General features: G+C 68.3%; 17 protein-coding genes. 10 read left to right on the top strand and 7 right to left on the bottom strand.

From position 1 onward, the window contains the following. The first annotated feature begins 339 nt into the window (after window positions 1-339). Window positions 340-1068, top strand: coding sequence for a hypothetical protein (locus ACWIFB_RS16915; RefSeq protein WP_454058850.1), 729 nt, complete (start codon window positions 340-342; stop codon window positions 1066-1068). 15 nt (window positions 1069-1083) lie between these two features. Here the strand turns inward: ACWIFB_RS16915 and ACWIFB_RS16920 are convergent, their stop codons facing one another. Next, on the bottom strand, window positions 1084-1881 hold the full coding sequence (locus ACWIFB_RS16920) for a recombinase family protein (RefSeq protein WP_454058851.1): 798 nt from the start codon (window positions 1879-1881) through the stop codon (window positions 1084-1086). Between the two features lie 246 nt (window positions 1882-2127). Here ACWIFB_RS16920 and ACWIFB_RS16925 point away from each other — a divergent pair, with 246 nt between their 5' ends. From ACWIFB_RS16925 to ACWIFB_RS16940, 4 genes are all read left to right on the top strand, one after another. Continuing rightward, entirely contained in the window at window positions 2128-2604 is a 477-nt protein-coding gene (locus tag ACWIFB_RS16925; protein ID WP_452098343.1) for a hypothetical protein, read from the top strand. A 136-nt stretch (window positions 2605-2740) separates the two neighbouring features. Further along, window positions 2741-3643, top strand: a complete 903-nt coding sequence (locus ACWIFB_RS16930; RefSeq protein ID WP_454058852.1) for an SDR family oxidoreductase — start codon at window positions 2741-2743, stop codon at window positions 3641-3643. 6 nt (window positions 3644-3649) lie between these two features. Beyond that, window positions 3650-3907 carry a trehalase-like domain-containing protein gene (locus tag ACWIFB_RS16935; protein WP_454058853.1) on the top strand — a complete coding sequence of 86 codons (258 nt, stop codon included), beginning with the start codon at window positions 3650-3652 and terminating at the stop codon, window positions 3905-3907. Next, entirely contained in the window at window positions 3904-4395 is a 492-nt protein-coding gene (locus tag ACWIFB_RS16940; protein ID WP_454058854.1) for a hypothetical protein, read from the top strand. The genes ACWIFB_RS16935 and ACWIFB_RS16940 overlap by 4 nt, the downstream gene beginning before the upstream one ends. A gap of 114 nt (window positions 4396-4509) precedes the next feature. Here ACWIFB_RS16940 and ACWIFB_RS16945 read toward each other — a convergent pair whose 3' ends face one another. Further along, entirely contained in the window at window positions 4510-5136 is a 627-nt protein-coding gene (locus ACWIFB_RS16945) for a TetR/AcrR family transcriptional regulator (protein WP_454058855.1), read from the bottom strand. Window positions 5137-5224: 88 nt separating this feature from the next. Between ACWIFB_RS16945 and ACWIFB_RS16950 the strand changes: the two genes are divergently transcribed. Continuing rightward, window positions 5225-5770 carry a DUF4442 domain-containing protein gene (locus tag ACWIFB_RS16950; protein ID WP_454058856.1) on the top strand — a complete coding sequence of 182 codons (546 nt, stop codon included), beginning with the start codon at window positions 5225-5227 and terminating at the stop codon, window positions 5768-5770. 198 nt (window positions 5771-5968) lie between these two features. On the opposite strand, the gene pntB is transcribed toward ACWIFB_RS16950, so the two are convergent. From pntB to ACWIFB_RS16975, 5 genes are all read right to left on the bottom strand, one after another. Next, a complete protein-coding gene (gene pntB / locus ACWIFB_RS16955; protein ID WP_230929616.1) occupies window positions 5969-7390 on the bottom strand; it encodes a Re/Si-specific NAD(P)(+) transhydrogenase subunit beta in 1422 nt (473 codons plus the stop codon). A gap of 4 nt (window positions 7391-7394) precedes the next feature. Further along, on the bottom strand, window positions 7395-8981 hold the full coding sequence (locus ACWIFB_RS16960; protein WP_454058857.1) for a Re/Si-specific NAD(P)(+) transhydrogenase subunit alpha: 1587 nt from the start codon (window positions 8979-8981) through the stop codon (window positions 7395-7397). 376 nt (window positions 8982-9357) lie between these two features. Next, window positions 9358-10665 carry an alpha-hydroxy-acid oxidizing protein gene (locus tag ACWIFB_RS16965; protein ID WP_454058858.1) on the bottom strand — a complete coding sequence of 436 codons (1308 nt, stop codon included), beginning with the start codon at window positions 10663-10665 and terminating at the stop codon, window positions 9358-9360. 100 nt (window positions 10666-10765) lie between these two features. After that, the gene (locus ACWIFB_RS16970; RefSeq protein WP_454058859.1) at window positions 10766-12736 is read right to left on the bottom strand and encodes an Ig-like domain-containing protein; all 1971 of its coding nucleotides are present in this window, start codon (window positions 12734-12736) and stop codon (window positions 10766-10768) included. Window positions 12737-12761: 25 nt separating this feature from the next. Beyond that, the gene (locus tag ACWIFB_RS16975; RefSeq protein WP_454058860.1) at window positions 12762-15155 is read right to left on the bottom strand and encodes a hypothetical protein; all 2394 of its coding nucleotides are present in this window, start codon (window positions 15153-15155) and stop codon (window positions 12762-12764) included. Window positions 15156-15611: 456 nt separating this feature from the next. Here ACWIFB_RS16975 and ACWIFB_RS16980 point away from each other — a divergent pair, with 456 nt between their 5' ends. The 4 genes from ACWIFB_RS16980 to ACWIFB_RS16995 all read left to right on the top strand — a co-directional run bounded on the left by ACWIFB_RS16980 (window position 15612) and on the right by ACWIFB_RS16995 (window position 21473). Next, entirely contained in the window at window positions 15612-16247 is a 636-nt protein-coding gene (locus ACWIFB_RS16980; RefSeq protein ID WP_454058864.1) for a hypothetical protein, read from the top strand. After that, the gene (locus ACWIFB_RS16985; protein ID WP_454058861.1) at window positions 16136-19447 is read left to right on the top strand and encodes an Ig-like domain repeat protein; all 3312 of its coding nucleotides are present in this window, start codon (window positions 16136-16138) and stop codon (window positions 19445-19447) included. The genes ACWIFB_RS16980 and ACWIFB_RS16985 overlap by 112 nt, the downstream gene beginning before the upstream one ends. 84 nt (window positions 19448-19531) lie before the next feature. Continuing rightward, complete coding sequence (locus ACWIFB_RS16990; protein ID WP_454058862.1) at window positions 19532-20047, top strand: hypothetical protein; 516 nt, start codon at window positions 19532-19534, stop codon at window positions 20045-20047. Between the two features lie 172 nt (window positions 20048-20219). Then, window positions 20220-21473: an alpha-hydroxy acid oxidase gene (locus ACWIFB_RS16995; protein WP_454058863.1), complete on the top strand. Its 1254-nt coding sequence runs from the start codon at window positions 20220-20222 to the stop codon at window positions 21471-21473. The last annotated feature ends 149 nt before the right edge of the window (window positions 21474-21622 follow it).

The raw sequence follows: 21622 nt of genomic DNA on the forward strand, positions 1-21622 counted from the left end.
CGACTCGCTCTAATTCTTCCGGCCAGAACGCCCGATTGGTACGGCGCCGCCAAGAAGTAACCACAGAAGACCGCCACAGAGCGATCAAGTCCACACCTCGACACCCGTATCCATCAACGCCCCCTGTTCGCTATTGCGGTGTGCGTTTGACGATCCCCTATCGCTCCTGCCTGCGGGGCAGGCCGGTCGCCCCATCGGCCCCGGTCGCGTAGATGCATACACACGTCGTGCAGCCGAGTCGCACAGAGCATGACTAGATACAACAGCACCTTTCACCAGTGCTGCCCGGACCCCTCAGTTCAAACGATGCCTGTCGTTGCTGACAGGTACGTTCACCCCATGTACTCCATGGAGCCGGAGGCCGTTACCGCTGCCGTTGCAGGTCTCGCTGCCCCCGTCGTCCGAAATGGCGCGGCCACCGGTCGGCGAGAATGGAGCTGGGACTTCTGCATAAACTACTTCTCGGCTACCGACGACCCGACTGCCGAGATGGAAAAGAGTTGTCTCCAACTCGGCTACTACCTTGCCAGCTGGGGCATGCTTCGTGGCTCATCCTGGCTCTTCAAGAACGCCCACCCCCGGCACTACACCGCGACGATCGAAACGATCGCCCGCCACTCCCCTACAGTGCGTGACCTCGACCTCTCCGATTACACCGACACCCAGGCCCGTGCAGCTCTCATCTCGGCATACGCCGACATCAGGGCCGCCCTGCTCCCGGACGGCAACGAACACGCCACCGCGGTCACGAAGGTGATGCTCGGTGTGTGGGGAAACATCCCCGCCTTTGACACTTACCTTCGAGCGGGCCTGCGCAGCATCGTCTCTCCAGCCGAGCGTGCGGCATTCAATACCGTCAACGACCGTTCCCTTGAACTGCTTAGCCGGATCTACCGGGAGAACCAAGGAGTGATTGACCAGCTCGCCACCTCGCACGGCACCGTGGTCTTCTCAGACCACGCCGCCCCTTCCCGCTCGTATACCCGGGCGAAAGTGCTCGACGCAGCCGGCTTCGCCCTCGGCGAGCAGCTCCTTGCCGGACCTGGCCGATCAGACGAGGCTCTATAGGCACCTCGCTCGACCTCAGTGCGCCACGTCTGCGGATCCGGCTTGTGCCCGCTGAAGAGCGCGGTAGAGCGTCGACCGACCCACTCCGAGCTCGCGAGCGATCGATGACGGCCCCTCCCCTGCCTCGATGCGGGTGCGGGCCTTGTCGATCTGCTCGTCCGTCAGGACTCGTTTTCGTCCCTTGTACTTGCCCTTAGCCTTGGCGATGGCAATGCCCTCGGCCTGGCGTTCACGGATGATGGCCCGCTCGAACTCCGCAAAGGCCCCAAGTAGAGAGAGCATGAGGTCGGCTCGAGGATCCTGGGCGCCGGCGGCGTAGGTGGCCCGTTCGTGGACGAACTCCACACTGGCTCCCTTGGCGGTGATCTCGCCGACGATCTGCTTGAGGTCGACCAGGGATCTGGCGAGTCGGTCCATCGAGGCGACAACCAGCTCGTCACCGTCCCGCAGGTACCTGATGCATTCAGCGAGCTTTACGCGATCGGCGCGCGAGCGAGCGGACTGCTTTTCGATATAGATCTGGTCGCACTCCCCCACCGCCTCGAGCTGACGCGCCTCGTTCTGATCCGCGGCCGACACCCGCACGTACGCCACTCGCTGTCCACGCGGACGCGAGGCCCGACGAGCCGGCTTCGGCTTCGACTCCGGTTTCCCTTCGATGATGTTTTCCGAGTCCGTCGACTCCACCCGAAAGTTCCAGCCCAGCTCGTCCCGGCGACGAAAGCGGGTCCGCACGCTCCCGCGGCTGACGATGAGCACCTCCTCGCCACCATCACCAGAACGGCTGAGCAACGTCCCGATTCGATCAGCCATGAGGAGACCCTTTCGTCCGGAATCTGTATCAATAGATCCTAGACCCCACGGGAAGGTGTTTCATAAGTGCCGAACTAGACCCTGTGACACAGCGGCGACGGTTGGCGGCATGCCGTCCCGCACGGGTGTACCCCACGGTACGAGGCCACCATCGCCGCCATATCAGGACTCGCCGGCGGCGCAGCCCGCATTAGAAATCCCGCCCGCACCGGTTGACGGCGCCTGCAACGGTCGTACCGTCACGGCATGGCCACCGAGATGTTGCACACGTACATTCAGGACCACCACGCCGGGGCGGCCGCGGGCGTCGACCTGTTCCGTCGCGTCGCCGAGAGCCATGACGACGCCCACATCCGCGAGGTGGTCTCCCGGCTCGGGGACCAGACCGAGGAGGACAAGCGGTCCCTCGAAGACCTGATGACTCTGGTTGGCACTTCGCCCTCCACCCTCAAGGAGCTGCCCGCCCGCGCGGCGGAGAAGGTCGGTCAGCTCAAGCCCAACCAGCGGCTCGCCGAGCGGTCCCCGCTGAGTGATCTGCTGGAGCTCGAGGCGCTGACGCTGGCCGTGACCGGCAAGGAACTCGGGTGGAAGTCACTGATTGACATCGCCGATCCGCGACTCCCCCGCGCCACCCTCGAGGAACTGGCCACCCGCGCCCGAGAGCAGGGCGAGCAACTGGAGAAACTCCGGCTGCGGTGCACGGACGCGCTGCACCAGGACTGAGCGGGGGCCCGGGCCACAGCTGACCGACCCGCCGCGGAACGCTCGGCGACGGCGTCGTCGTCGTCAGACCCGCGACATTAACCACCGCGGACGCCGACCGGTGGGGCCACGCCAGGTCCTCCCCTACGGTCGAGATATGAGCACCACGCGCGATATCGCACGGAATGCCAGAGCACTGACCAACGCAGAGGGCGGTTTCCCCGCGCAGGAGCAGGGGCCCCCCGGCCTGACCGGCGAGATGAGCCCGCAGCCCGACCACGGTGAGCAGAGCTACCGCGGTTCCGGACGGCTCGAGGGGCTGCGCGCGCTCATCACCGGCGGCGACTCCGGGATCGGACGGGCCACCGCCATCGCTTTCGCCCGCGAGGGTGCGGACGTGGCGATCGGCTACCTGCCGGTCGAACAGCCCGACGCCGAGGAGACCGCGGCGTGGGTGGAGAAGGCCGGTCGCAAGGCAGTTCTTCTGCCCGCCGACATCCGGAACGAGCAGGAATGCCGGCAGATGGTCCGCGACGCCGCCGCGCAACTCGGCGGCCTGGACGTGCTGGTCAACAACGCCGGCTACCAACACGCGCGCGGCGCCGGCCTCAAGACGCTGGATACCGAGAACCTCGACCGGGTCATGAAGACCAACCTCTACGCCACCTTCTGGGCCAGCCAGGAGGCCCTGGAGTTCCTCGGCGAGGGCTCCTCGATCATCAACACCACGTCCATCCAGGCCTACCAGCCGGCCCCGCCGCTGCTGGACTACGCCTCCACCAAGGCCGCCCTGAACAACCTCACCGTGAATCTCGCCAACGAGCTGGGCGAGCGGGGCATCCGCGTCAACGCGGTGGCGCCCGGTCCCATCTGGACGCCGCTGCAGCCGGCCACCCAGGACGGCGAGAAGCTCGAGAAGTTCGGCGGCGACACCCCGCTGGGGCGGGCGGGCCAGCCCGGCGAGTGCGCGGGCGCCTACGTGTTCCTCGCCTCGCCCTCCGACGCCAGCTACGTCTCCGGCACCGTGCTCGGTGTGACCGGCGGCAAGCCGATCTTCTAGCAGCCGGTGTCCACGCCGCTCGAGCAGTACGCGCTGCTGTCGGTCCTGAACACCGCCGCGCTCGTCTCCCGCGACGGCAGAATCGACTGGCTGTGTCTGCCCCGTTTCGAGTCCCCGTCCGTGTTCTCCGCCCTACTCAGCGGAGCCGAGGACGGACGGTGGTCGCTCACCGCGGTCGACGGTGAGGTGACCGGGCGCCGGTACCTCCCCGGCACGTTCGTCCTGGAGACCCGTGGCGCGCCCCGGGCGGAACGGTGCGGGTGATCGACTTCCTGCCCCGCGTCGCCGGCAGCGGCGACCTGGTGCGACGGGTGGAGTGCGACGACGGCGAGGTGGACATCGAGCACGACCTACGCATGCGCTTCGACTACGCTCGGGCCACCCCGTGGACGCGCGCTGTCGACCTGGACGGCGGCGAACGGGCCCTGCTGGCCATCGCCGGCCCGGACGGGTTGATCGTCACCGGGCCGGAGCTGCACTGGCCGGACGAGGAGGAGGACACGCGGGCCGGATGCCGGGCCGACCGGCTCGTGGGCCGGTTCTCGCTGACCGCCGGCGAGGTGCTCGACTGGGACATGTCGTGGTTCCCCTCCTACGAGGACCCGCCCCCACACCCGGACACAGACAAGGCCCTCCGATCCACCGTCGAGTTCTGGGAACGATGGTCGGAGGGCATGATCGTCACAGACTCGGTGCCCGAGCTGGTCTCGCGCCTACGTCAATACGAGGACCTGGGCGTCGACGAGATCTAACTCCACCACGTGGCCGCGGACCAGGGCCCGTTCCTCGAGCTGGCCGAGGAGGAGCTGCTTCCCGCACTACTCCGCCCCGGACCGCCGAGTTCCACGTGAAACTCGCCGCTCCGGTCAGGAGATGACTCCGGCGCGATTCACTTCGGCCTCGTACAGCGTCCGGATGGCCTGCGCGGCCTCATCGAGCGGGCTGATCCCCCGACGCGCCCGAGACACGGCCACCGCCCCTTCGAGAATGCACAGCGACTGCAGGGCGAGGCGATCCGCCGACGTCGCGGTCATCCCTCTCTCCCCCAACATCCGCGCTAACACCGACTGCCACCGCCCAAACGCCTCCCCCGCCTGCTCGGTCAGCTCGGGCAATGCCGGATCGGAGTCCACCACCACGGCGAGCACCGGACATCCCGCGCGGTAGTCGCTGGCGACCAACTGCTCGCGCCAGAGCGCGACGAACGCGTCCAGCGCGACAGCCGGATCGCCCTCCCCCGCCGCCCCGGCGAGCTCGATGATCGAGTCCGTCGCGAACTCGACCGCCTCCGACAGCAGTTGCGCGCGTCCGCGGGGAAAGTGGTGGTAGACGGACCCTCGCGGTGCACCGCTGGCCGCCAGGACCTTGTCGATGGTCGTCCCCGCCACCCCGTTTTCCCGCAACAGGACCGCGGCGGTACGGACCATCTTCTCGCGCGTCGCACCGCGACGCCCCCGCCCGGCCTCCGGCGTACTCGATCTCCCTGTGGGCATGGCCAGCATCCTACGCAATATGCTCTATGCCATAGTAGAGAGGCGACAGGGCGAACCCATCGAACGCCCCCGGGGGAACGGAGAAGGGATGTCACAGCAGGTCGGACCCATCAAGCGGGCGTTGTCCTCCGCGCGGGGGATGCAGATCGGGATGAGCCTCTGGCCGCCCTATCTCGCGGCGGGTGTCCGCGTCGAGCACATCGCCCCGGACTTCAGCCGGGCGCGCGTGCGGCTGAACCGCCGGCCGTGGAACACCAACTACGTCGGCACGGCGTTCGGCGGCTCGTTGTTCTCCATGTCCGACCCGTTCTGGATGTTCCTGCTGATGCGCCGTCTGGGGTCGGAGTACGTGGTGTGGGACGTCGCCGGCGAGATCGACTTCGTCTCCCCCGGGCGCACGGCCGTCCACGCGGAGTTCGAGGTGACCGCCGAGCAGGTCGCCGAGATCCGCGACGCGGCCGTCGGCGGCGAGAAGGTACTGCGGTGGTTCAGCACCGACCTGACCGACGACAACGGCGAGATCGTGGCGCGGGTGCGCAAACAGATCTACGTGCGTCGTAAGCGCGCTGCGTCCGCGTCGGCTCCCGGCAGCGCGGCCGTCACGGCAGCCGAGGTGCCGGCCACACGGCCCTGACGCCGACTCGGTCGGGCTCTGCCCGGGTGATTCAGGCGAACGGCGCTCCGGGGTCCGCGCCGACGCGATAAGCGCGGTGACCCCCACCATCGATAAGAGGGTTTCGACCACATCTACCCGCACGACGTGGTCGAAACCCTCTTATCGATGAGACCGGCGGGAGCTCCAGCGCCAACCGGTCGCGCCCCGCCCACAACGTCAGGCGTTCGCGCCCTGCTGCTCCTTGACGGCGGTCAGGATGTCCCCGACGCGGTCCTTGGCGTCACCGAACAGCATGTCGGTGTTGTCGCGGAAGAACAGCGGGTTCTGGACACCGGCGTAACCGGCGGCCATCGAGCGCTTGAACACGATGACGTTCGAGGCCTCCCACACGTGCAGCACGGGCATGCCGGCGATCGGGCTGCCCGGGTCCTCGGCGGCGTCCGGGTTGACCGTGTCGTTGGCGCCGATGACCAGCACGACGTCGGTGTCGGCGAAGTCGTCGTTGATCTCGTCGAGCTCGAGCACGATGTCGTACGGCACCTTGGCCTCGGCCAGCAGCACGTTCATGTGCCCGGGCAGACGACCGGCGACCGGGTGCACGGCGAAGCGCACGTCCACGCCGCGGTCCCGCAGGGTGCGGGTCAGATCGGCGACCGGGTACTGGGCCTGGGCCACCGCCATGCCGTAGCCCGGGGCGATGATCACCGAGTTGGCGTTCGCGAGCATCTCGGCCGCGCCGGCCACGTCGATCTCGGTGTGCTCGCCGTGGTCCTTACCCTCACCGGAGGAGGCCTCGATACCGAAGCCGCCCATGATGACGGAGAAGAACGAGCGGTTCATCGCCTTGCACATGATGTAGGACAGGTAGGCACCCGAGGAGCCGACGAGCGCGCCGGTCACGATCAGCAGGTCGTTGCCGAGCAGGAAGCCGGTGGCCGCGGCCGCCCAGCCGGAGTACGAGTTGAGCATCGACACCACGACGGGCATGTCGCCGCCGCCGATGGAGGCCACCAGGTGCCAGCCCAGCGCCAGGGCGAGGATGGTGACGACGACGAGCATCCACAGCGCCGGCGTGATCACGAACCACACCGTCAGCACGATGAACGCCACGATGATTCCGGCGTTGATCAGGTTCTTGCCGGGCAGGACCAGCGGCGCGGACTTCATCTTGGCCGAGAGCTTGAGGTAGGCCACGATCGAGCCGGTGAAGGTCACCGCACCGATGAACACACCGATGAACACCTCGGCGTGGTGGATGCCCAGCAGGGAGCCGGTCAGCTCACCGTGGAGCTCGGGCTCGAGGTAGCCGTTCCAGCCCACCAGCACGGCGGCCAGACCGACGAACGAATGCAGGAGAGCGATGAGCTCGGGCATCTCGGTCATCTGCACGCTCCGCGCGCGCATCAGGCCGATCCCGGCACCGACGATGACGGCGACGGCCATCAGGGCGATGCCGATCGTGGCGGGCTGGTGATCGAGGACCAGGACGACGGTGGCCACCAGGGCGATGGCCATGCCGGCGATACCGAAGGTCAGCCCGCGACGGGCGGTCTCATGCTTGGACAGGCCTGCCAGGGACAGGATGAACAGCAGCGCTGCGACGAGGTAGGCCGCGTTGGCGGCGGTCACGAGTGACATGGTCTCAGGCTCCCTTCGAGAACATGCCGAGCATGCGACGGGTCACGGCGAAACCGCCGAAGACGTTGATGGACGCGACGAGAATCGCGATGGCGGCCAGGGCCAGGCCGACGGAGTTGTCGATGCCCACCTGCAGCAGGGCGCCGACGACGATCACGCCGGAGATCGCGTTGGTGACCGACATCAGTGGGGTGTGCAACGCGTGGTGCACGTTGCCGATGACGTAGTAGCCGATCACGATCGCCAGCACGAACACCGTGATGTGCTGCGGCATATCGCCCGGGGCGATCGCGATCAGCACCAGCAGCAGCGCCATGCCGAGGCCGATCAGGCCCATCTTGGCGCCGGACGACATCTTCTTCTTCTCTTCGGGCGCCTCTGCGGGCGCCGCCGCAGCCGCGGGGGCCGGGGCTGCGCTGACCTGCACGGGCGGCGGCGGCCACATGAGCTCGCCGCCCTTGGTGACGGTGACCCCGCGCTGGACGACGTCCTCCATGTCCAGGGCCCACACGCCGTCCTTCTCCGGCGTGACGAGCTTGGTCAGGTTGACCAGGTTCGTGCCGTACAGCTGCGAGGCCTGCGCCGGCAGACGCCCCGCCAGGTCGGTGTAGCCGATGATCGTGACGCCGTTCTCGGTCACCACGACCTCGTCGGCGACACTGCCCTCGACGTTCCCGCCCTGGGCGGCGGCCATGTCGACGATGACCGATCCGCGCTTCATCGAGGCCACATCGGCGGCGGTGATCAGGCGCGGGGCGGCGCGGCCCGGTATCAGGGCCGTGGTGATGATGATGTCCACGTCCGCGGCCTGCGTGGTGTACAGATCGGCGGCAGCGCGGTCGTAGGCCTCGCTGGTGGCCTTGGCATAGCCGTCGGAGGAGACCTCTTTCTCTTCGTCCGGAACCTCGACCGGCAGGTACTCGCCGCCGATCGACTTGACCTGGTCCGCGACCTCGGGCCGCGGGTCGGTCGCACGCACGATCGCGCCGAGGCTCGAGGCCGCACCGATGGCGGCAAGGCCGGCGACACCGGCGCCCGCGACGAGGACCTTGGCCGGCGGGACCTTGCCCGCGGCGGTGACCTGGCCGGTGAAGAAACGGCCGAAGTGGTGAGCTGCCTCGATCACCGCGCGATAGCCGGCGATGTTGGCCATCGACGACAGCACGTCCATCGACTGGGCACGCGAGATACGCGGCACCGCGTCCATGGCCAGCGCGGTCACGCCACGCTCGGTCAGCAGGGTGAGCAGACGCTCGTTCTGCGCGGGGGCCAGAAGGCTCACCAGCGTCGCGCCGGAACGAAGTCGTCCGACCTCGGCCTCGGTGGGGACGGCGACCTTCATCACGACATCGCTCGACCAGGCCGTGTCACCGTCGACCAACTCCGCACCGGACTCGGTGTAAGACGCGTCGGCGAACTCGGCGCGCGTGCCGGCACCGGACTCCACGACGACCCGGTACCCCAGGCCGATCAGCTTGGCCACGGTCGCGGGGGTGGCCGCGACGCGGTTCTCCGCAGGGTTGACCTCCGCGACCACACCGATCACCGAGGGTGCCTCCGCGGCATCCCGGACGTCAGTGTCCGGGGTCATATCTGGGATCTCTTCAAGGCTCGAGGCCATTAGGGTTTCCTTTGACAGCGTTGTGAACGAGCCGGTGCTGCGCACCGGCTCCGACGTTCATCTCTGCGAGACGTATCTATTTGTCTCTCGGATCCCGAGACGTGCTCGGGCCCGAGCGCTCCAGTCAACGATCGACCGATCGGAGCTCACGAGGCGGTGCAGGGCAAAAGGGTGGCCCGTACCTCGTCCGCCGTGGCGGCGTCTCCCCCGGGAGCAGACGGGGGTGCCGCCTTGACTGCCGGGAGAACTTCCGGCTGAGCCTACGGGACATCGTCGCACCGATTCGACCCGGTACAGCCCGGCCGGGCCATTCTGTGAGACATCCCACAGGAACGTGAGGGGGTCCTCAGCTCAGCAGCGACCCGTCGATCTCGTCCCACGAGTTCACGCCGCTCAGTGACAGCGTCAGGTCGATCTCGGCGAGCAGGTTGTCGAGGACCTCACCGACTCCGCGCCGTCCCGCGATGGCGAGTCCGTAGAGGTGTGGTCGGCCCAGGGTGACGGCGTCGGCGCCGCAGGCCATCGCCTTGATGACGTCCGCGCCACCGCGAATGCCCGAGTCGAGCAGAACGGTGGGCTCGGAACCGACCGCCTCGCGGGTCCGGACGAGCGCGTCGAGGGTGCCGATGGACCCGTCGACCTGCCGTCCGCCGTGATTGGAGACCATGACGGCGTCGACGCCGTTATCGAACGCTCGCTGCGCGTCGTCCGGGTGCAGGACGCCCTTGAGCACGATCGGCAGCCGCGTCCGCTCGCGCAACGTGGCGAGGTGATCCCAGCTGAGCGCGGGATTGGAGAACGTGTCGAGGAAGGTTTGGACCGCGGCGCGGGTCTCGGGGGCGCGGAGGTTGTCGAGGAGCCGGCCCGGGTGGTTGCGCGCCATCTCCAGCATCGTCCGCACTGCCTGCGGCGTCACCGTCACCGGTTCGTCCTCCACGTTGGCGGCCACCCGCTCGGCGACGAGCTCGGCGAACCGCGGATCCGAGGTGTACTGGGCGATGCCGACCCCACGGGTGAACGGCAGCGAGCCCAGGTCGAGGTCCCACGGCCGCCATCCGAGCAGCGTCGTATCCAGCGTCACCACCAGAGCGTCGGCATCGATCGCCTCCGCGCGGGCGATGAAGCTGTCGACCAGCGCCTCGTCCTTGCTCCAGTACAGCTGGAACCACCGGGGGGCAGAACCCGTACGGGACGCAGAATCCATTGCGGCCGCGGTCGCCTCCATCGGGGAGGAGCCCTGCGAGGACAGGATGTAGGGCAGACCTCGCTCCGCGGCCGCCGCTCCTACATCGAGGTCGGCGTCGCGGGTGATGAGCCCGGCCGCGCCGATCGGGGCGACCAGGACCGGGGCGGGCAGCCGTCGGCCGAACAGTTCCACCGAGAGGTCGCGCTCGGAGGTGTCCCGCAGCATTCGAGGCACGATCCGGCGTCGGTCGAACGCCTCGCGGTTGGCATCCATCGTGGCACCCGAGCCCGCGCCGCCGTAGATATACGCCCACGCCCGGCGGCCTCCCGGGCGCCGCAGCAGCGCGCGCCTCGCCGCAGCTTCCAGGCGGGCCGCCTCGGTCGGCACCTTCGGCGTGATCCCGGAGATCCCCGCTCGGTAGATGACGTTCTGGCGGGCGCGGCCGAGCGGGTTCGAGGGTGCGGGCATGGGCGTCACGCTACCGCCGCCGGCGGGACCGGATGACGAAAGCGGCCCGCCTCCTGCTGGAGACGGGCCGCCTACTGTTCGGGCGATGCTCGCTGGCCGGTCAGTTCCCTCCGAACATACCGGTGAGGCTGCTCAGGCCTTCTTCGCCGAGCGCGTCCGTGACACTGCCGAGGTCGAGCGAGCCGATCATGATCGGGTCCGGCTCCGGCGGGCCGGGCTCGTCGATGATGATCTCCGAGGTCGTCACCGTGACCACCGTGGCGGAGGACGTCTCGGACGGGGCGATCACCTCGTCGCTGCCCGAGGCGCCGGAATAATCGGCGGTCATGCGGTACTCACCCCGCTCGGCGAACCGGTGCGTGAATACCGCGGTCGCCTCGCCAGTTTCCGGGTCGATCGTGACCGGTGCCGAGCCGATCGCCTCGCCGTCCGAGAAGAACCACACCGAGCCGAGGTCGTCGGTGCCGGCGTCGGTGAGCTCGCGGCCGTCGAGCCGGGACACGGTCGCGGTGATGGTGACCTCGTCGCCTGCGGTCGCCTCGGTCTGCAGCTCGATGGTGGTGCCGGAGTCGACCTCGGGCAGCGACTCCACCGTGAGGCTGGCCGAAGCAGAGGTCACCGGCAGGTAGTACATGCCGTCGATCAGTGCACCCTCGAAGACCGCCTCGATCGTCTTGTCGCCAGGGGTGGTGAAGACGTGGTCGGCGAGGGTCGCCGAGCCGTCGTCGTCGGTGGTGACGGTGCCGATGTCGCGGCCGTTGGCGCGGATGATCACCTCGGCGCCCGCGGGCAGCGGTTCACCACCGGCGGTCATGCTGGCGGTCACGTCCACCGCGCGCCCGACCAGAACGGAGGCCGGATCGACGGCCACGGTCACCTCGGGGGTCGTCTCGGCGGCCAGCGTCACGTCGACCGGGTCGGACTCGGCCCCGCGGTAGATGGTGTCGTAGGTCTCCGACTCGAGGAGCCGCGCGGTGTAGCGGTAGACGGTCGCCTCCGCGACGTCCGCGTTGAGATGGTCTGTGAAAGTCCCCGCGACGCCGTTGACGGCGATGGTGTCGACGACGACGCCGTCGCGCAGGATCTCGACCTTGGTCCCCTCCGGCAGATCCGTTCCGCTGCTGGTGTCGACGGCCACGTCGAGGGTGACCGGCAACTGCCCGTTCTCAACGAGCCCGCGGGTGGCGGTCAGGCCGACTGTGCTGGTGACCTCCGACTTTGGCTCGGGATCGATCCGCACCGTCGTGGTGGACGCGGAGGCCGCGAACCGGGGCGAGTCGCCAAGGTACCTCGCGGTCACCCGCTGGGTGACGGGGTCGCGATTGTCGAGCAACGGGACGGTGTGCTCGATACTTGCGCGGCCGTTGGCGTCGACCGGAATGCGGCCGATCGCGGTGCCGTCTACAAGGAACTCAATCTGGCCGGCGACGACCTTGTTCGCCCCGGCCGTGGCCGCCACCGATGCGGTGAGCGTGGTCTTACCACCTTCTTCGACGGTGGTCGGGTCGGCGGTCACCGTGGTGTTCGTACCGACTGCGTTCAGCTTGAAGCTGACGACGTTCTCGACGGTGGGGTACCACTTCGCGATCGTCTCGAGTTCGGCCTTGACGCCGAAGCTGAACGTGTCGCCGCCCTTGGCGTTCGCCGGGATGTTGAATGAGAGCCACCCGGATCGGGTCGAACCCTTGCCAACCGGGCTCGTGACACCGCCGCCCTCGCCGCCGAAGTAGTTGGCTCCCTGACCATGGTTACCGACGTTGCCCATGGTTCCGCCGCTCGACTTATATGTGAAACCGTTCGGGACGGTGAAGCCGTAGTTGCGGAGGACTCGGGCATCACTTCCCGGGATACAGACGCCCCAAGCACAGGACTGGGTCCCATGATTGTTTGTGGCCGCGAGGTCGAGCCTAACGTGGCCGCCAGGTCGGAGATCGCTTTGCGATGAGTTGATGGTGGCCTTGAAGTCGAAGTCACCAATCTTGACGGTTTTGGTGGTCTGAGCCTGGGCGACGGGGGCGAGCCCCACCATGAGGGCCAGGGCCGCGAGGGCAACGAGCAGTTTACGAAGCATGATTGTTGAGTCCTTTTCCTGTCCGTCAGCCGCCGAGCGAGCCGGTGAGGCTGCCCGCGTCGAGGGAGCCGGCGCCGCCGCCGGTCAGGGATCCAAGATCCAGCGAGCCGCCGCCGCCCGGGCCCACGACGACGCCGCCGTCGTCGTTGCCTTCGCCCGTCACGGTGACGGTTATGCCACCGACAGCACGCTCGGTTCCGTCCGCGGAGTGGTAGGTGAACTGGAGGAACTTGGACTGCGGGTAGCCGCTGGTCCAGGTGATGTCCACGTCGGCGACCCCGCGGGTGACCGGGATGCGCACGGGCTCACTGTCAGAGCCCAAGACCGGCTCGCCGTTGTTAGTAATCGTGAGGTAGCCGTTGAGCGAATCGGCCGACGTCAGCTCGTCCTGCGGCGCGACCGTCACTCGAAACGCTGCGGCGCGCCCCGCTTCCACTGCGTCCTCAGGCCCGGTCACGGTGAGTTCGAGGGCGTCCTCGTCAACAGCTCCCGCCGCCACGCTGATGGTGTGCTCCGAACTGTGCGGGCGGTGCACTCGGGGATCAGCAGGCGTGAAGTCCACCGTCACCCGGCGGTCCGTGGCGACGGCCGGGGGGAAGGTCAGGTCGAGAACTCCCTCGCCGTCGACGATCGCCACATCGGTGGCCACGACGCGGCCGTCGATGCGGACGTCCGCGGTGCCCTCGGCGCCCGCCGGGGAGACGACGATCCGGTACGGCGTGGCCGCCCCGGGCCGGGTCTGCGTTGGCCCGACCAGCTGTGAATCAGTGGCGGCAGCGTCGATGATCTGCAAAGTTCCGGAGTCCTCGGCGCGGTTCTGCTCCGACCCGGTCGGGTGGAAGGTCGCCGAGACCGGCACGTCGCCGGCCCGGCCGAAGCTGAACTCGGCGGCGGCGCGGCCGTCCACCACGTCGACAACCTGGGTCTGCGAGCCGGCTATGAACTCGACCCGGCCCTGGGGGTTCTCCGTGCCCTCAGCCGGGTTGACGACTGCCTCCAGCGTCACCGGCTCGGCGACGTAACCGGGGGCGTCGAGTCCGTTGAGGATCAGCGTGGTGTCGGTGCTCTCCTCCACCAGGATCGAGGCCGACGCCGTGGCCGATGCGTACGGCGAGGTGGCCGACGGCGTGAACACCGCCTCGACCTCCGTGCTACCGACCTCGGTGAACGTGATGCTGGTCGAGGCCCGGCCATCGCGGACGTCCACCGCCCGCTCCTGACCGCCACCACGGAAGACGACCGTGCCGCGAGCGTCATCCGGGAGGGTGGCGGAGATCGCCGTGCGGGTGTTGGCGTTGGTGGTCCCCGGCACGGAGAGCGACATTTCGGTAGCCAGCCGTTCGACCGTGATCGGAAGTTCGGACACCGCAGTCGCATACCGGGGGTCAGACGGGGTGAAGATCGCCCGGAGCGGGCCGGCGGGCTGCTCGGTGAACGTGAGCTGGGCCCGCGCCTCACCGGTGCCGGTGTTCACGGGGACCGTCATGCGCTGGGCCCCGCTGACAAAGGCGACCTCTCCGGCGAGACGGGGGTCGACGGTTGCCACGAACTCGGCCGGGGTGCGCAAGTAGACATTCTCCGGGCCCGTGATCGTGGACGACGTGGGCAGACCCACGATCTCGATCGTCTTCATCGAAGCTGCGCCCTGGTCGATGGGCGCGGTCGAAGAACCACGGGGGCTGCAGTAACCGGGGACCCACTGGTCACCTACGAGGGGGACGTTGACCCCTGCAGACGCGAGCAGCGTCAGGAAGCTCGCCGGGTTTGCGCCGTACCCGGCCGCCTGTCCCTGGGTACGGACTCCTATGTTCGCATTCCCGGCACGCTCAGCCTCGAAAGTCAGAGTGACGCGGGGGAACTCGAAATCCAGAGAGTTTGCGCCGGCGAGATTCATCCCCAGACCCTGGTGGTTGCTCTGCGAGACGTTCCCGCCGTTACCAATGGTGTGGTGGCCCTTGTTCGTCAGCCGGAGAACGTTCCCGTTCGCGTCGGGTGCGCCGGACTCATTCACAGTGATGACCTGCGCATCGCTGATCGGGATGTTCCCGCCGCTGAAGCTGGATTTGACCAGCTTCGTACCCGCCGGCCGCTGCAGGTCGAGCTTGAGTCTCGATGCCTCCTTGAGACTGATGATGTCCGGCAGATTCTCGAGTGACACGTTGATCGGGTCGATCTCAAAGGTGACGTCGAAGGTGTCCCCTACGTCCACAGCCTCCGGGGCGGTCACATGGATCCGCACCGGATTCTGTGGGGTGATGTCCATCGGCCCGCCCGCGCCGAATGCGCTGGGCGCGGCGATGTAGCAGGTGGTGTCGAACGAGGTGGTTGACCGGGTCGTCTGAGCGGAGGCCACCGACGGGACCGTGGCTACGCCGAGAGTGACGACGGCGGCGGAAAACCACGCGAGTACGCGGCGCATGAATTCCTCGAATGCTCGGAGGGTGCGCCCGGAGGGGCTGGGCGCTTGTCGAGTTGCTACGCAAACTATATAGGCGATTCTCAGTCATGCAAGAGAGCTGAGGTTCTTTTTCGGGCCACGCGAGCAGCGATCACTCGCCGTTCTCGCGGGGTTGACCTGCTCTTCGAGCGCCGTCACCCGCCAGTCCATCGGCCTGTCTCGCTGGCGGTTTCGGTGTACGGAGCACAGTCTGCTCGCCCAAGACCGTTTCCCGTGCCGCAAAGTGAACCGCGCCCCCGGCCGTCTCGTCGATCAGTGACCCGGCAACAAAATGGCACTTTACTTAAATCTCAGTTTCATTACTATGGGCGTCAGTTCCCCTCGACCCACCGTCGACTTCCTACCCCGAAAACACACTTTCGGCACGCGTCCGGATCCGTCAAGGATCTACCCCGCAACCCCTGAGGGAGTTCCCCAATGCCAGTCGACGCCCGCCCAGCCCGCTCGCGCACCGCGGCGCCGACTTCACGATCAGCGCGCGTCGCGGTCGCCATACTCTCGGCGCTGGCGTTAGTGATAGGTCTCGCGCCTGCTGCGAATGCGCAGAGTGGCTCGACCCGGATCGGGGACTTCACCTTCAACGCCGTCGTAACCACGGGACAGAGTGACCTCCGGCCGAGCGGTCACGTCCGCCTCGACCTCACGGCAAAAAACACACATGGCGCCGGAGCCTGGCTTGCAAGTAACCGCGTCCTCAACACCTATGGGTTCACAGTGCCATCGGGATATTCCCTGCGCAGCAGCGGTGGAAACGATATGGCGAACGTGGGTACGCACGGCCAGACTAGATACTTCGGCGGAAACCCGGGGAGTTTCCTCAATCGAACTGTGCCAAAGGACGACTCCCGCACCGGCTGGCTCTCGTTCAACATCCCCGCGAATGCTCAAGGTGGGAGCGTTCATCAGTTCGGGGTCCGCGCGCATCTCGAGACCAACGGCGATTGGTTCCCCACCGCCAGCAACGTCGTCAGCTTTACGCTCCCTCGGGTCGGCACCAGCACCGACCTGACCGTCAGCCCACGACGGTCCGCGTTGGCGAAGAAACGACTCTGACCGCTACCGTCTCGTCCACTGCAGGCAGCAATACACCAACCGGGCGCGTGAACTTTTCCGTGGGTGGCCAGAACCTGTCCGCCAACGTCTCTAACGGTGTCGCGACCGCCACCACGACATTCGATACCGCTGGCACCTTCCCGGTGAACGCTTCATTCAGTCCGACCACCACCGCTAGGTGGCAGAACTCATCCGACAGCGGCACCGTCCGGGTGGAAACCGAAGCCACACAGACCAACCTGGCGCTCGATCCGGTCGAGGTGCTGACCGGCGGCACCGTTCAGGCCTCGGCGAGCGTGAACCCGGCCGGCGCGGCGGGCGAGATCGAGTTCTCCGCCGGCGGCGAGCCCGTCCGCGTTCCCGTGGGCGCCGACGGCTCAGCATCCGTAGAGCTTCCGGCCGATACGACGGGCGAGATGACGGTCACCGCGACCTTCATCCCGGCCGACCCGCAGCGATACACCAGCAGCTCGGACAGCCAGACCGTCGACGTGTACGAACAGACCTCGACCTCCACTGAAGTCACCGTCGACGCGGATCCTGTCCAGGCCGGCCAGGAAACGACGCTGACCGCGGCCATCATTCCGGAGACCGCAGCTGGCGAGGTCACGTTCACCATCGACGGGCAGACCTACCCCGCGACCGTCTCAGGCGGCACCGCCACGCTCGAGCACACCTTCCTCGCAGCGGGAGAGCACGTCGTCGTCGCCGACTTCACCCCCACCAACACCGACCGCTACACGCCCAGCACCGGCCAGGCCACGGTCAACGTCGAGGCCGAAGCCACCCACACCGCGCTGACCCTCGACCCGACCGAGGTCATCGAGGGCGACACCGTCCGAGCGTCCGCACGCGTCACGCCCGCGGGCGCGGAGGGCGAGATCGAGTTCGTCGCAGGCGAGAGCACTGTCCGCGCCCCCGTGGGTACCGACGGCATTGCCACCACCGATCTCGAGGCGGCCACCGCCGGTGAGATGACGGTCATCGCCACCTTCATCCCCACCGATCCGGGCCGCTACAGCGGCAGCTCGGATAGCCAGACCGTCACCGTGCTCGAGCAGATCGACACGTCGACCTCGCTCACCGTCGACGCTGACCCGGCCCGGGTCGACGAGCCGACAACGCTGACCGCCACCATCACCCCGACCGGCACGGCCGGCACCGTCACCTTCACCATCGACGGGCAGACCTACCCCGCGGCCGTCTCCGGCGGCACCGCCACGCTCGAGCACACCTTCCTCGCAGCAGGCGAGCACGTCGTCGTCGCCGACTTCATCCCCGCCGACGCCGACCGCTACCTCCCCAGCTCCAACCAGGTGACAGTGAACGTCGAGAGTGAAGCCACGCAGACCGCGCTGACCCTTGACCCAGTCGAGGTCACCGCGGGCGGCGAGATCAGTGCCACCGCGCAGATCACCCCGGCCGACGCCGACGGACAGGTCCGCTTCGACTACGGCGAGCAGACCCAGACCGAGCCGGTCACGGCGGGCGAGGCCACCGCCACCTTCACCGCAAAATCCGCCGGGACGGGCACCGTCACCGCCACGTTCCTCCCAGCCAACCCGGACCGCTACACCGGCAGCAGCGACACCCAGGCCGTCGATATCACCGCCGAGGCCACGGGCACCGCCCTCTCGCTCGACCCGCTCGAGGTCACCGCCGGCGGAACCGTCCTGGCATCGGCCACGGTCACCCCGGCAGGCGCGGGGGGCACCATCGAGTTCACCGCCGGGGAGGACACCGTGAGCGTGCCCGTCGGCGCGGACGGCACCGCCTCCGCCGAACTCCCCGCCGAGTCGGCCGGGACGCTCACGGTCACCGCGACGTTCGTCCCGGCGAACCTCGAGCGGTACACCGAGAGCACCGACAGCCAGTCGGTCAACGTGCGGGCCGAGGCCACCCGGACGGCGGTCACCGTCGACACCGACCCGGCACGGCCGGGCGACGAGACCACCCTCACCGCGACCGTCACCCCCGCCGACGCGGCCGGCACCGTCACGTTCACGATCGACGGGCAGACGTACCCGACGCAGGTCACCGACGGCGTGGCCACCCTCGACCACACCTTCGCCACCGCCGGCGACCACGTCGTGGACGCCACCTTCGCACCCACCGACACCGGCCGCTACTCCGGCAGCACCGGCCAGAAGACCGTGCGCGTCGAGGCCGAGACCACGCAGACCGCGCTGAGCCTCGACCCGGTGCAGGTCACCGCCGGTGGGGAGGTGACCGCCACCGCGCGAATCACGCCCGCCGGCGCCGAGGGGCAGGTGCGCTTCGACTTTGCTGATCAGAACCATCCCGACCAGAGCAAGCCCGTCCAGAGCCAGACGGTCGACGTGACCGACGGGCAGGCCGTCGCCACGTTCACCGCTCAGGCCGCCGGGGCCGGCGTCGTCACCGCCACGTTCATCCCGGCCGACCCGCAGCGGTACAGCGACAGCCGCGACGTCGATGTCGAGGTCGAGTCGACGCAGGTCGAGGTCAACGTTGGTGCCGATCCGCCGCGGGTCGGCGAGGAGACCACCCTCACCGCGGCCGTCACCCCCGTCGGCGCAGCCGGGACCGTCACGTTCAGATTCGACGACGACAACGCTGACGACGGCCTCAGCGGCGACGAGACCGGCAACAGCGGACGCGAGTTCACCGTGGACGTGATCGACGGCTCGGCCACGCTCACGCACACTTTCCCGGCGGCAGGAGACGTCGTCGTCGTCGCCACCTTCTCCCCCACCGACACCGACCGGTACGCACCCGGCGCCGGCCGGACCACCGTCACCGTGGAGGGCGCGGCCGTGGCCGAGGACACCAGCGTGTCCCTCGATGCCCCGGACGCGGAGGCCGGCGAGGAGATCACCCTCACCGCCGAGGTGACGCCGGCCGACGCCGAGGGCGCCATCCGTTTCACCATCGACGGCGAGGACCACCTCGTCCCGCTGGTCGACGGCGTGGCCACCCTGACCCACGTCGCCGGTGAGCGCGGCAGCTACACGGTCCGCGCCCAGTTCGTCCCGGCGGACCCCGACGCCCACTCCCCGAGCGAGGCGACTGAGATCCTCACCGTGGTCGACGACAGCGGCACCGGCCCGGACCCCGGCGCCAACGACCCGACCACCGGCTCACTCACGTTTGTCGGGCTGGTCGCCTCGCTCGCGATCGGCGTCGGCAGCTCGGGATCCCTCGGATCGCTGGGCAGCTGACCGCTGGCCGATCCGCGCGATCACCCCACACACGACGGTCCGTCGACCGACGGACCGCGACCGCCCCTCAACAGGAGTTCCCTCATGACCCTTACCCGGACCGCCACCCGCGTCGCCGCGGCCCTCGCCGCTTCGGCAGCGCTCACAGTCGGCGCCGCCGGCGCCGCGTCGGCCGCGACCGTCAGCAACACCCTCGACGGTAACTCGGTGTCTGTCACCTTCAAGGTCGGGCTCACCGACCTCGCCACCCCCGTCGACGGCTGTGTGGCTGTGGTGGCCGAGCGCGGCCAGGCCGACGGTGTCATCGACCGCATCAAGAACCTCGTCGATCTGGAGAACATCTCGGACGTGCTCTCCGGCGAGCGGACCACCGTTCTCCGCGCCGACAACGGCTCGCCTGTCGCCCTGCCCGTACTGACCCGCCCGGTGACGCTCTCGGCCGACGACATCGCCGACGGCGTGCATTCGCTGGTCACTTACTGCGCCACCGACACCGTCCCCGTCATGCGCACGATCGTCGTGGGTGACGCCCAGAACACCGTGGGCAGCATCGTCAGCGACGGGCCGGCCCTCATCTCCTCCGGGATGAACTTCTTCTGACGCCGGGCCCCCGCGGCCCCCTCCCGTGAGCTGCGACCCGCTCGCGGGAGGGGCCGGCTTGTTTCTGGCGAAGATCGGCCCGGCCACGGTCGCCCGCCAGCACGATGACACCTACCGTGTGACGTACGGCACGCACTGTGCGGGAACGGACGACGAAAGGTGGCCGATCGCCATGGTCAAGCGTCAGGTACCGAAGCCGAGCGAGATCTTCGAACTCATGCAGTTCCGCAAGCCGAGTCTGGACTTCCGGGCCAACCGCCTGTCCAAGGCGCAGTCGATCCCGGATCTCCGCGCGATCGCCAAGCGGCGCACCCCCGCCGCGGCGTTCGACTACACCGACGGATCGGCGGACCGGGAGATCTCCCTCACCCGCGCGCGGAAGGCGTTCGAGGACGTCGAACTCCACCCGGGCGTGCTCACCGACGTCTCGGACCTCGACACCGCCACGACGATACTCGGGGGCCCGTCCGCTCTGCCGTTCGGCATCGCGCCGATCGGGTTCACCCGGCTCATGCAGACCGAGGGCGAGATCGCCGGCGCCGGGGCCGCGGCCGCCGCCGGGATTCCGTTCTCCCTGTCCACCCTGGGGACCACGTCGATCGAGGACGTCCGCGCCACCGCGCCGGACGGTCGCCTCTGGTACCAGCTGTACGTGATGAAGGACCGCGACATCTCCTACGGCCTGGTCGACCGCGCGGCCGCGGCCGGATTCGACACCCTGCTCTTCACCGTCGACACCCCGATCGCCGGCAACCGCATGCGGGACGCCCGCAACGGGTTCTCCATCCCGCCGCAGCTCACGGCCAAGACGATCTTCGACGCCATCCCGCGGCCCTGGTGGTGGTGGGACTTCCTCACCACGCCGAAATTGGAGTTCGCCTCGCTCACGACCACCGGCGGCACGGTCGGTCAGCTGCTCGACAGCGCGATGGACCCGTCGATCGACTTCGACGACCTCGCCGAGATCCGCGGGATGTGGCCCGGGAAGCTCGCGATCAAGGGTGTCCAGAACGTCGAGGACGCCCGCAAGCTCGTGGACCTGGGTGCGGACGCCATCATCCTGTCCAACCACGGTGGCCGCCAGCTCGACACCGCGCCGGTGCCGTTCCACCTGCTCCCGGAGGTCAGGAAGGCGGTCGGGGACGACGTGGACATCATCATCGACACCGGCATCATGCACGGCGCCGACATCGTCGCCGCCATCGCGATGGGCGCTTCGTTCACCCTCGTCGGCAGGGCCTACCTCTACGGCCTCATGGCCGGGGGCCGCGAGGGCGTGGACCGGGCGATCGAGATTCTGTCTTCCGAGGTCCGGCGCACTATGAAGCTGCTGCAGGTGGGGTCCGTGGAGGAGCTCGAGCCGCGGCACGTCACCCAGCTGCGCTCACTCGTGCCGATCGAGCACGGCGTGCAGAAACCGGTGTAGCGACGGCACCCCAGGAGTGACGGCGGGTTAAAGGCCAGAATGTGTGTATGGATGCCCGGATTTAGTGGGTGTGGCCTGCGGTGATGGTGGGTTGAACATGCTCTGAAAGCATGTTCGGTGTCGGTTACTCGGAATTCCCCGCCGTGTGG

The organism is Dietzia sp. NPDC055340, assembly GCF_053645335.1.

What these genes read in the sequence shown, in the direction of transcription:
- ACWIFB_RS16915 (WP_454058850.1), top strand. Translation starts at nt 340, where the DNA reads ATGTACTCCATGGAGCCGGAGGCCGTTACCGCTGCCGTTGCAGGTCTC.
- ACWIFB_RS16920 (WP_454058851.1), bottom strand. Translation starts at nt 1,881, where the DNA reads ATGGCTGATCGAATCGGGACGTTGCTCAGCCGTTCTGGTGATGGTGGC.
- ACWIFB_RS16925 (WP_452098343.1), top strand. Translation starts at nt 2,128, where the DNA reads ATGGCCACCGAGATGTTGCACACGTACATTCAGGACCACCACGCCGGG.
- ACWIFB_RS16930 (WP_454058852.1), top strand. Translation starts at nt 2,741, where the DNA reads ATGAGCACCACGCGCGATATCGCACGGAATGCCAGAGCACTGACCAAC.
- ACWIFB_RS16945 (WP_454058855.1), bottom strand. Translation starts at nt 5,136, where the DNA reads ATGCCCACAGGGAGATCGAGTACGCCGGAGGCCGGGCGGGGGCGTCGC.
- ACWIFB_RS16950 (WP_454058856.1), top strand. Translation starts at nt 5,225, where the DNA reads ATGTCACAGCAGGTCGGACCCATCAAGCGGGCGTTGTCCTCCGCGCGG.
- pntB (WP_230929616.1), bottom strand. Translation starts at nt 7,390, where the DNA reads ATGTCACTCGTGACCGCCGCCAACGCGGCCTACCTCGTCGCAGCGCTG.
- ACWIFB_RS16960 (WP_454058857.1), bottom strand. Translation starts at nt 8,981, where the DNA reads ATGACCCCGGACACTGACGTCCGGGATGCCGCGGAGGCACCCTCGGTG.
- ACWIFB_RS16965 (WP_454058858.1), bottom strand. Translation starts at nt 10,665, where the DNA reads ATGCCCGCACCCTCGAACCCGCTCGGCCGCGCCCGCCAGAACGTCATC.
- ACWIFB_RS16970 (WP_454058859.1), bottom strand. Translation starts at nt 12,736, where the DNA reads ATGCTTCGTAAACTGCTCGTTGCCCTCGCGGCCCTGGCCCTCATGGTG.
- ACWIFB_RS16975 (WP_454058860.1), bottom strand. Translation starts at nt 15,155, where the DNA reads ATGCGCCGCGTACTCGCGTGGTTTTCCGCCGCCGTCGTCACTCTCGGC.
- ACWIFB_RS16980 (WP_454058864.1), top strand. Translation starts at nt 15,612, where the DNA reads ATGCCAGTCGACGCCCGCCCAGCCCGCTCGCGCACCGCGGCGCCGACT.
- ACWIFB_RS16990 (WP_454058862.1), top strand. Translation starts at nt 19,532, where the DNA reads ATGACCCTTACCCGGACCGCCACCCGCGTCGCCGCGGCCCTCGCCGCT.
- ACWIFB_RS16995 (WP_454058863.1), top strand. Translation starts at nt 20,220, where the DNA reads ATGGTCAAGCGTCAGGTACCGAAGCCGAGCGAGATCTTCGAACTCATG.